Origin of the sequence: Planktothrix sp. (genome assembly GCF_046067725.1) — a bacterium.
GTDB lineage: Bacteria > Cyanobacteriota > Cyanobacteriia > Cyanobacteriales > Microcoleaceae > Planktothrix.
Genome location: NZ_JBJUDF010000110.1, coordinates 1 through 10,758, shown reverse-complemented (window position 1 = coordinate 10,758; position 10,758 = coordinate 1). Strand labels below are relative to the sequence as shown.

Genomic DNA, 10,758 nt, shown 5'->3' with positions numbered 1-10,758 from the left:
TTAGAAGATAGAATTGTTAAACATCGGTTCAAAGATTCTCCAATTTTACAAGTTTTAACCAAAAAACCGATTCAACCTCAACCGGATGAACTCAATCAAAATCCCCGTTCTCGTTCAGCTAAATTACGATTGGCAGAACGCTCATCGCAATAAATTTTAGCGGAAACAAATTTTAATCTCAAGCAGTAAGTATTGCTTAGAACGGCTAGTTTTCCCTGATTTTTAGTTTCTTTAATCTCATTAAAATAAAGCTAAAAAGAGTGATAAAATTCTCTTTTCCTTTAATCTATTATTGCATAATATTCCATACTTCCCGATTGAGTTCCCGCAAAGGAGGTAAGTCATTAACAGCATCTTTAAAGGTTTGGTTTTCTTCAAATATATCTCGTAATGTTAGTAGATGAATTGTAAAACGTTCAATATCAGGAAACTCAAGAAGACGATTTTTAAAACCTGCTTTAGGATTAGATTTTGTTGGTGATGTATAACCCACTCCAGCTAACATTACACCAATATCAGCACTATGTCGTATTAGACCAGAATGTAAAAGGTCTGCTTTTTCTGCCCCTAAATTTTTGTTTTCTAACTTTGATTGAAAATAAATTTTTAACCCATTAATATAACCCTCTCCATCAACGCCACCATCAGGCCCAGGATGGCCAGGAGTTAACCCTAAACAATACGCAAAACGACGACCTAATTCTTGCTTGGTAGCCGTATCACTCAAAATAATACCCTGAATTACAGCATTTATAACTCTATAATTGCTCATTATCTTTACTGTGAAATTTCGCTTGTTTTTTCCAAATCTCTTACAATACAGTTATTTTGATAAAGTAAACGAATCCCTAAAATTGCACAATCATTAACTCTTTCTTCCATTCCGATTTTTTTGATTTTATGTAATGTAACTATATCTAGCTTTAGATTATATAAAACTGAAGAATCTGAATTTGAATTTCCTCCTAATCCACCCATTTTTTGAATAATTTCATCAAGATTTAATTTTAATCTATTAATACAATAATAAACATACTCTATTGAATATTCTATCATAGCTGCCCGACTCATTCTAATTGCTGATGTTAATTCCATCAACTTTTGGTTATCTGTATTTAATATTTTAATAGTAAATTCTTTTATTTGATCTTCGTTCTCTAATTCTTCATTGAGTTGTATCCCTTTTTTAATAGCCGCATCTACTTTTTTGCTGTTATTCTTGATGTTAATCAATTTTTTATCAGATAAATCTTGATTAACCCCTGATTTTGTTTCTTTTGAACTCATTGTCTTACCTCTTTTCTAAATATTAATTAATAAGTCTTCAAAATACTTTTCTAGCTCTTGGTATTCTGAATATTCCCAAATATATTTTTTAGTCAAATATACAGCTTCTTGCATCGGATCTTGAACGTTAATCATCTCTGAAGCCACTCTGCATTGGCTAGGCTTATCTTCTATACTATTAACTTGTTCTTGTACTTCATCAGCACTAATTCCCAAGGGTACGACAAAAACTTCAGGTGTAAAAGTGGCTTTTGTCTCCATCTCAAAAATTATATTTAAAGTTGGTTCAAGATTATTCAAGCCTTTATACCTCTGGGATGAACTGATGGGGATGAAGATGATATGAGGATCACTGCTCAAAATAACTTGAACAATATTAGCTAAGGGTGTATTCATATCAAGAACAACATAATCATATTTTTCTATTTTAACAAATTTTTTCAGACGTTTTCGATTAGGGTTTGTTATAACTGATATCCCTGGTCTTGTATCTACTGAAACTGAATTAGAGTCAGATTCTTCATTAGGCTCTTCACCGACATAAAACTTCCAAGAATCTGCTTGATCATCACAATCTATTAGTAAAACATCTCCTCTTTTAGAAAGAACTCCTGCTAAATGAACAGCTAAGGTCGTTTTACCCACACCACCACTATTATGTGTACAGAGAATGACTTTCATTACAGTATTACTACGTTTTTAGTAAACACACTATCTCTTTCAGTATAACATCAAATAATATTAATCGTTTAGATAGAGATTTATTTTATAGTTTAACTATTTTTACCGAGATTGGGTGCGATCGCTGACAATTCAACTAACTCCATCCTCTTTCATCCATCTAAATCATCAGCAATAAAAAGAAACCCGATTTCTTGAAGAAATCAGGTTTCAACTCATCACTAATATTTGAGATCTAACTGCCTAATTGCCAATTTTAGGCGCACTTAAGGAGAAGAATTTCCATTTACTCGGTTTAACTTCTGGGGCTTTTTGCGCTAAAGTTGGGACAGAATGACGTAATAAAGCCGTTAACTGTGTGGTTGTAGAATCATAGATTTGAGTTAACATCTTCGGATATAACCCAATGCCAATAATGGGCACTAATAAACTCGCAATTACGAACACTTCACGGGGTTCTGCATCGACCAATTCTTCATGTTCCGCTAACTCTTTATTTTCTGGGCCGTAGAGAATTTCACGCAACATTGACAGCAGATAAATCGGAGTTAAAATTACTCCAACGGCTGCTAATAAAATCACAATGACTTTAAAGGTGAAGTTATAAGCATCGCTGGTAGCAAACCCGATAAACACCATTAATTCAGCAACAAATCCACTCATTCCAGGCAAAGCTAGAGATGCCATACTGCAAGCAGTCCACATGGCAAAAACCTTCTTCATCTTGACGCCAACCCCACCCATTTCATCCAACATTAAGGTATGGGTACGGTCGTAGGTACAACCGACTAAGAAGAATAAACTGGCCCCAATTAACCCGTGAGAAATCATTTGTAACATTGCCCCACTGACGCCAATATCGGTAAAAGAGGCAATTCCAATTAACACAAACCCCATGTGGGAAATTGACGAATAGGCGATTTTTCGTTTGAGGTTTCGTTGAGCAAAAGACGTTAACGCCGCATACACAATATTAACCACACCCAATATAACTAAAATTGGGGCAAAAGTTGCATGGGCATCGGGTAACATTTCGGCGTTCATTCTTAATAACCCATACCCCCCCATTTTTAATAGAATTCCGGCTAGTAACATATGGGCGGGAGCGGTGGCTTCTCCGTGAGCATCGGGGAGCCAAGTATGTAGGGGAAAAATTGGTAATTTTACGCCATAAGCTATTAGGAACCCACCATATAATAACAGTTGTAAATTCAGAGGATAATGTTTAGCCGCGATCGCCTGCATATCAAAGGTTACGGTATCTCCAAAGAACGCCATAGCTAAGGAACCCACTAAAATAAACAGGGAACCTCCGGCGGTATAGAGAATAAATTTGGTGGCGGCGTAGAGACGTTTTTTCCCACCCCAAATGGATAAAATTAGATAAACCGGAACTAATTCTAATTCCCAAACCAGGAAGAAAAGTAACATATCCTGAACGGCAAAAACGGCAATTTGTCCGCCATACATTGCCAACATCAAGAAATAGAATAATTTAGGTTTAAACGTGACTGGCCAAGCCGCTAAAATTGCTAAGGTGGTGACAAATCCGGTTAAAATAATTAAGGGCATGGATAAACCATCCGCCCCGACAGACCAATTTAAGTCAATTTGGGGAACCCAAGCATATTTTTCAACCAATTGTAAACCCGGTGTATGCAGATCGTATCCGGTATTAAAGGCATAAACAATAAAGGCAAAATCAATTAACCCCACAATTAAGGCATACCATCTCACGGTTTTTCCATCTTTATCAGGAATAATCGGGATGAGTAGGGAGGCTACAATCGGAAATAAGATAATCGTTGTTAGCCAAGGAAAATTTTCCATAGATCCAGTCATGAATAAAGAACTTAGAGTTAAGAATTAAGTCAAAATTGTCTTAATTCTTAATAGAGATTTGCGCCGTGTTATGCTGTCGATAAAGTCCCTATTTGTAGAATTCAGAAGTTAGATTTTTAAAGGGAAGATCAATTTATCGTTATTCCTAAAAAGGAAAACTTTAAATTAACCTTCCCTCTAATAAAGTTTAGAGAAAGGTCAAACATTTTCCTTTCTAAATTCATGATTTCCATTGTTAAACAAGAATCAATATTTAGAACAGAAATTTAACCTTTCTTAATTTCAGGTGTGAGTTGACGGTTGAGAGGTACGGGCGGGACAACCCCACCCCTACGACGATTTATCCAGTTATCCCTGAGAACACAACAAAACCAAGGACAGCGACGAACACAATCAAAGCATAAAATTGAGCTCGACCATTTTCGAGGTATTTTAAGCCTTCTCCGGTAATTAAAGTCACTAACCCCGTCAAGTTAACCGCGCCATCGACAACCCGATAGTCTACTTCCATGACTTGTCTCGCTAACCGACGACTACCTTGAACAAACAAAACATCATTGATATCGTCGAGATACCATTTATTTTTCGAGAAATTGTAGAGGGATTGATATTGTTTGGCGATGTTGGCTGGATTAATTTTACCTGCCAAATACATTAAATAGGCAACAGTAATCCCCACTAAAGCAATACCAACGGAACTTCCCGCCATAATCAAGAATTCCGTTAAGTCAAACTCTGCTAGATGTTCCTGAACTTGTTTGAGACTTTCCCCAGGCGCATAAACAAACAACTCAAAGATATTGTTAAACGGAGTACCCACAAACCCAATGACAACGGAAGGAACCGCTAACACCATTAACGGTAAAATCATGGTAATGGGGGACTCATGGGGTTCATGACTATGACCGTGATCATGATCTGGGTTTAACTTTTCCGGGTTCATCGCCCCAGGGCCAAAGGCAAATTGGGGGCTGTTAGCTTCGGCTAACAAACTGTTTTGAATGGTGCTATCATTGCCTCGGAATTTGCCTTCAAAGGTCATGAAATACATTCGGAACATATAGAAGGCAGTCATCCCAGCCGTTAACCAACCGACTAACCATAACATCGGGTTCGCTGCAAAAGCACTGCTGAGAATTTCATCCTTAGACCAAAAACCCGCAAAGGGAGGAATACCACAAATAGCTAAAGTTCCGATGAGGAAACAGGCGGAGGTAACAGGCATATATTTGCGTAACCCGCCCATCAGACGCATATCCTGAGCCAAAATCGGATCATGTCCGACAACAGCTTCCATGCCGTGAATCACCGAGCCGGAACATAGGAATAACATGGCTTTAAAATAAGCATGGGTCATCAGGTGGAAGAGTCCCGCACTGTAAGCGCCCACCCCCATCGCCATCACCATGTAACCAAGTTGGGAAATTGTCGAATACGCTAACCCTTTCTTAATATCATTTTGGGTTAAAGCAATAGTCGCGCCCAAAAAGGCCGTAAAGCAACCCGTAAAGGCGATGATATTCATCACCGTCGGAAATTCTTCAAAAACCGGATACATCCGGGCGACTAAAAACACCCCAGCCGCCACCATTGTTGCGGCATGAATTAACGCAGAAATGGGGGTCGGGCCTTCCATCGCATCGGGAAGCCAAACGTGCAGGGGAAATTGGGCTGACTTAGCAACGGGGCCAAGGAACACTAACACCCCGAAGAAAGTGGCTAAACCCATACTGAGGGAACCGGTTTCCACCGCCTGTTCCAGACGTTCCCCCATTAAATTAAATTCAAAGGTATTGGTGGCCCAATAAATCCCTAACATTCCTAACAGTAAGCCAAAGTCCCCAACCCGGTTGGTGACAAATGCCTTTTGACAAGCATCGGCGGCGGGTTTGCGGTCGTACCAGAACCCAATTAACAGGTAGGAACACATCCCCACCAGTTCCCAGAAAATATAAACCTGAATTAAGTTCGGGCAAATTACAAGCCCCAACATCGAAGAACTAAATAAACTCAGATAGGCATAAAATCGTACATAACCGGGGTCATGGGCCATGTAGCCATCGGTATAAATCATGACGAGGAATGCCACCGTTGTCACAATGGCTAACATCACCGCCGCTAAATGGTCGATGGTATACCCCATTGTTAAGGTAAAGTCTCCGGCTGCTGCCCATTCAATCATGCGGGTGTAGGGAGCATGACCTTGGAGTTGACTCCAGAGCAGGGCAAAGGACAATACCATTGAGGCACCTAACCCGGAAACAAGGAATGTAGAACACAATTGTCTCAGGTTGTTGGTGGCTTTGTTGACGGAAATCAGCCCGATACCCACCGCCGTTGCTCCCAATAGGGGCAACACGGGAATTAACCAGGCATATTGATAGAGAGGTTCCATAGCAAATCGCTACTTTATAAGTCTTAATTGAGGTTGAGCAAAACTGTTGATAATTTTGACATAGACTTGGGACTGAATGGGTAAAAATTCCTGAAATCTTTCTGAGGAAGTTAGGAATCTAAAGCTGTGATTTTTCCTAAAGTGGCAGGGGTTCAATTGGATTAAACCCCTGGGATGAACGGGATAATCGATTAATTCGTCGTTTCTGTAACTAACAAATCCTTAAGAATGGGTTCTAAATTGGGGGGACGGTACTCTGGACAAGCTTTTAAACGTTCAACTACACTGTAATGAATGGCAACGTTAGGCGTTTTGATCGGTCGCCATTGTTCACCGCCTACGGCATAAACTCCGGTGAGACGATGATCAAATGGGGTCGTGGGGTCTAATTTAATTTGAAGTTCTTCACTCTCGGTTTCGGAAGAATAAAATTCTAATCCTAGTTTTTGAGCTTGATGAATCATCCATTTTAAGGGATAATCCGATAACCCTTGATAGTCTCGAATTCCACCTCCAATACAGGCATGATTTCCAGAGAAGAAAACCTCCTGAACTACTTGGTTAGGATTGTCGTCATTTGAGTCCATTAAAATTGGCGGGAAAAGTTTACATTTTTCATCAATCGCCACTGCATGAAAGGCATTTTCTACAGTTAAACTCACTTTTGAATCGAAAAACTCATACTTTTGAGTTGAGGGTTTTGCCATCGAGAACCAAGGTTTAACATCCGCCATTCCCAAACAGCCGACGGTATCAAAACACCCTAACATTTTAATCGGGATAGAATACTTTAACTCATCTTGTTCTGTATCTATTTGTTGAGAATAATTTTCTCGGAATTTTTCAACTTTTAGATCATTAGAACTGATTTGAGAATCTCGATACAACCCATAAGCTTGAGGAATTTCTCGGAGTTTGGAACGTTTTAATAAACCACATTTAGAAATCATTCCGGCTAAACACCGAACAATATAAGCACCTTGACTAAAACCAATGAGGTAGATTTCATCTTGAGAATTAACATCATAATTCATACATAAAAAGCTATAGGCATCTTGAATCATGTTGTCAATTCCTAAGCCTAATGTATCACCGCTTACGCTTTCAATTAAAGTCTCATCTAGGCGACTATGTTCGGCAAAATAAGAAACAATTTGGGGAGTTTTATCATCGGCAATGTATTTAATTAAACTGGCAAATTTTAAAACATTAGTAGGATAGGAACTCACCGATTTACCCCAAGTTACATCACAACAAACGATTAATCGTTTATGGGTTGTCGTTGTTAACTCTTGATCAGATTCTAAATCAAAAAATTCTGATTCTACTGTTTCTTGAGTTTCTATCACCGATTGAGTGGATTTTGACCGTTTTGATGGGTTACTTTTGCGACTAACGGACGCACTACTATTAGTTAATTTTGAGCTTTTTGACTTGGATGAAGTTTTTGTTTTCGACTGAAAGCCTTTTGTTGAACTTCCTGATGATTTCCGGTTAAACGGTAGTTTTTCTTCTGTCCAAGTGGTTCCGTAGATGATAGCGGAGTGGTCAGAGGAAGTATAATCATTAGCATCTCCATTCAAGGGTAAATAAAGAATTAATCCAGGTTCATCTCCTTTTAAAAACCGTTCATGATCTTGTTGAATTTCTGTTGCGCTACGAGCATAATCCCAAATCCGAAATTCGGCTAAAGAACCTTTCCAAAATTGAGAAAGATTAAACCCACAACCCAAGGTAAATTTACTAAGACCCGCTAAGGATTTTGTCGTACTCTCTGCTTCCTGCCAAATTTCACCTTGACGGTAAATTAATATTTTTTCGTTAGCAACATCTTTAACAAAAGCCCAATGTGTCCATGAATTATATTCTTCAACTTGAATTTTTTGATCAATTTGATACCATTCTTCTTCATTTCCCAGAGTCCAAAACAATCGAGGTAATTGATCAATATCTACCCCTGAAAGACGAAGATGTAAAACTCGATTTCCTTCAGTATGATGCGCTTCAAGAATCGTCATTTCTTGGGTAAGATTATCTTCCCCTTTAGCCCAAAATTCAATTGTAATGGCTTGCTCAAGGGTTTGAAAATCTTTAGAGAACTCTAAATGATCATCGATTCCATTAAAAGTCAGGACAAATTTCTGCTCAGACATAAATATTTTCCTCAATTTGATAAACGCCAGAACCCATTCAGGGATTTATTGCTTAATCAAGTTCTAAATTGAAAGGGGATACAGTCATTTTTTTGATATCAGAGGTTGATCACTTCTTCGCTCATTAAAAATCAGGGTGATGAAAATTTTTAAGTTAACGAATAGGGTCAGATTTATTCTTCGTCAACAATTTCAACTGTTCTGGGATAACCAATATCTTCAGAAACAATTTCCACCTCTATTTGATGTTTAAGTTTCAGTTTTAAGTCTTCGGTAATGGGTAGTCCTTCAACTTCTTTGAGTAAACTTTCTTGGCTTTCTTTTTTACGTCGTTCTTTATAAACAGCAATGAGAACCGCATCTAAACCACAGCCTGTTAAGACATCTCCTAAAACACTGGCTAAACCTAACACTCCCAGTCCTCCTAAAATCCCTAATGGGCCGCCTAAAGTTGCTAAGGCGACAGCAATGGGATAGGAAGTGGCTTGTGATAAGGCGACGGTAATCACCAGAATCACTCCGGGTAATCCTAAAGAAGCGACCTTTTGCGTTACTTCGTCTAGGGGGACTCCCATTGAGGCTAATTTTTTGTTAATTTCCTCCGGGGAAAGTCCCATTGAAGCAAATTTGCTGCGAATTTCTTCTGAGGAAAGTCCCATTGAAGTCAGCTTGCTGCGAATTTCCTCTGCGGAAAGTCCAAAAGCGGCAAACATTTTGTTAATTTCTTCCATTGAAAGCTCCTGAGATTAATACATCAAAAAGGCGGGGTTTATGTTAGCTAATCTATTGGCCCGTTAGAATTTTCATTAACAGTTGTAACGATTTAACCTGTTAATTTTTAGGTTTCTGCGAGAAAAGTTGAAAAATTTACCTTGCTCAACAGGCAGAATTCTATGATTTCCATAATAGCTAGATTAATCTAATTATTCAACTTAACGGCTGAAACTGCAATCTACTTACTTTTGTTAAGGGAAGACTCCAGGAAGGATTATTGGGTTGATGTCGGTGGGTCTTCCCCTAGAACTCTTATCAATTTTACCAAGGAAAACCGTTAAATTGAGTTGATTTTGACAAGCCGGTAAAAACAAGTTAAAATTATAAAATCAGCCAATTTTAATCTTTTAAAAAATTAAAAGATTAAAACTTAATTGATGAGTTTAATTCTATTTCCTATGTTATCTCAACCTCAAACAAATTTAATCGGTTATAAAAAAATAACAATTTATCAGCAAAGCTATCAATTACCGATTTTTCAAAATAACCGCCTGAAAAGGTTTCACAAGAAAATCAAAGAACGTCGGAGATTAATTCAAGAAGGATTTCGCTATCATTACTATTTAGGATGGGGAATTAGACGCAAGGAAAAAGTAAGTCAACAAACTATTTTTTGGGAAGCTCAATTATTAATTAAAGATTATAGTTTATTAATTAATGCCTTAGAATTATATCACGACAATTATTATACCTTTTTATTGCTTTTAAATAATAATTTGAAGCAATTATTCTCGGAAAAGTATCGAGATTTAAAGATCTTGGACTATGAACGCATTAAATTAGAAATAAAAAATAGTGATAATCCTAAAATACTCGAAGGTTTAAAGCGAGAAAAAGCAGAAAACTTTCGAGCAATTTTGCTTTTGGGAAGAGCTTCGTTTTTAATGCTAGAGAAAACAAAACTCTTAGGAGAAGGGGTGATAAAATTATCAGAAGATACCCAAAATCAAAAGCAAAATATTCAACGGATTGTTCAGGAATTATCGGTATATAATGAGGTTAACGAATATCAAGCAAAAGCTCAAAAAATCCGTCAAGAAATTGCAAAGTTAGCGCAAAATGCTGTTAATTTTGATACGTTTTTACAAGATTATTTTGCTCCGTTTCAATCTTTAATAGAAGATGTGATTAAAGTCGATGAACAATTTTATGCTACCGTTGGAGAAATTAAGGGTTTAGTTGATAATATTTGTCTGTCTCAGCCTCAGCCATTAGGCTCTGGGGCGGATGATTCGCAGAAAATTGATCAGTTTCTTCTGAATTTTATGGTGACGGGTTATGAAAAAAGCGATCGCTTAAAAGAAGCCTTTTTATCGTTTGAATCTTTAGATTCTCTCTCCAATAGTGTTGATTTTTTTGATCAATTTACATCTTGGGAACAAACCATTAATAAATTATCGGTTTATTTATCAGAACAATTCACGCATCAACTGGCATTCTCTCCTATACATTCAGTGTCTTTATCTGCTAAAAATATTGATGATTGTACCGTTGTTGAATCTTTTAATGCCAACCTAAAACCAGGGAAAATAGAACAACAAAGCCCAGGTGATTTAGCTAATTTATTAGGTTCTAAAAGCGAAAATCACAAACAAAAGCTTGATCAAGTTTATCCTGGGGTAGATT

9 protein-coding genes are annotated in these 10,758 nt (G+C 37.6%); 2 read left to right on the top strand and 7 right to left on the bottom strand.

Annotation, left to right across the window (positions count from 1 at the left end; all coding sequences use genetic code 11):
* Nucleotides 1–153: 16S rRNA (cytosine(1402)-N(4))-methyltransferase (mraW, locus tag ACKPEB_RS06295; RefSeq protein ID WP_408963993.1), on the top strand; the 153-nt coding region annotated here is incomplete at its 5' end.
* Between the two features lie 136 nt (nt 154–289).
* Here the strand turns inward: mraW and ACKPEB_RS06290 are convergent.
* The 7 genes from ACKPEB_RS06290 to ACKPEB_RS06260 all read right to left on the bottom strand — a co-directional run bounded on the left by ACKPEB_RS06290 (nt 290) and on the right by ACKPEB_RS06260 (nt 9,089).
* Nucleotides 290–772, bottom strand: coding sequence for a restriction endonuclease (locus ACKPEB_RS06290; protein WP_408963991.1), 483 nt, complete (start codon nt 770–772; stop codon nt 290–292).
* 5 nt (nt 773–777) lie between these two features.
* Entirely contained in the window at nt 778–1,287 is a 510-nt protein-coding gene (locus ACKPEB_RS06285; protein WP_408963990.1) for a hypothetical protein, read from the bottom strand.
* Between the two features lie 15 nt (nt 1,288–1,302).
* Nucleotides 1,303–1,968, bottom strand: a complete 666-nt coding sequence (locus tag ACKPEB_RS06280) for a ParA family protein (protein WP_408963989.1) — start codon at nt 1,966–1,968, stop codon at nt 1,303–1,305.
* 243 nt (nt 1,969–2,211) lie between these two features.
* A complete protein-coding gene (ndhD1, locus tag ACKPEB_RS06275; RefSeq protein WP_408963992.1) occupies nt 2,212–3,798 on the bottom strand; it encodes a photosynthetic/respiratory NAD(P)H-quinone oxidoreductase subunit D1 in 1,587 nt (528 codons plus the stop codon).
* A gap of 352 nt (nt 3,799–4,150) precedes the next feature.
* Nucleotides 4,151–6,205: an NAD(P)H-quinone oxidoreductase subunit 5 gene (locus ACKPEB_RS06270; protein WP_408963988.1), complete on the bottom strand. Its 2,055-nt coding sequence runs from the start codon at nt 6,203–6,205 to the stop codon at nt 4,151–4,153.
* Between the two features lie 191 nt (nt 6,206–6,396).
* Nucleotides 6,397–8,358 (bottom strand): phospholipase effector Tle1 domain-containing protein, encoded by a 1,962-nt coding sequence (locus tag ACKPEB_RS06265; protein ID WP_408963987.1) that lies wholly within the window; start codon nt 8,356–8,358, stop codon nt 6,397–6,399.
* Nucleotides 8,359–8,531: 173 nt separating this feature from the next.
* Nucleotides 8,532–9,089 (bottom strand): hypothetical protein, encoded by a 558-nt coding sequence (locus tag ACKPEB_RS06260; RefSeq protein WP_408963986.1) that lies wholly within the window; start codon nt 9,087–9,089, stop codon nt 8,532–8,534.
* A gap of 441 nt (nt 9,090–9,530) precedes the next feature.
* Here ACKPEB_RS06260 and ACKPEB_RS06255 point away from each other — a divergent pair.
* On the top strand, nt 9,531–10,758 hold a 1,228-nt coding region (locus ACKPEB_RS06255), incomplete at its 3' end, for a hypothetical protein (protein WP_408963985.1).

Bases quoted from the DNA above. Each gene is read 5' to 3' on its own strand.
- ACKPEB_RS06290 (WP_408963991.1), bottom strand. From the start codon at position 772: ATGAGCAATTATAGAGTTATAAATGCTGTAATTCAGGGTATTATTTTG.
- ACKPEB_RS06285 (WP_408963990.1), bottom strand. From the start codon at position 1,287: ATGAGTTCAAAAGAAACAAAATCAGGGGTTAATCAAGATTTATCTGAT.
- ACKPEB_RS06280 (WP_408963989.1), bottom strand. From the start codon at position 1,968: ATGAAAGTCATTCTCTGTACACATAATAGTGGTGGTGTGGGTAAAACG.
- ndhD1 (WP_408963992.1), bottom strand. From the start codon at position 3,798: ATGGAAAATTTTCCTTGGCTAACAACGATTATCTTATTTCCGATTGTA.
- ACKPEB_RS06270 (WP_408963988.1), bottom strand. From the start codon at position 6,205: ATGGAACCTCTCTATCAATATGCCTGGTTAATTCCCGTGTTGCCCCTA.
- ACKPEB_RS06265 (WP_408963987.1), bottom strand. From the start codon at position 8,358: ATGTCTGAGCAGAAATTTGTCCTGACTTTTAATGGAATCGATGATCAT.
- ACKPEB_RS06260 (WP_408963986.1), bottom strand. From the start codon at position 9,089: ATGGAAGAAATTAACAAAATGTTTGCCGCTTTTGGACTTTCCGCAGAG.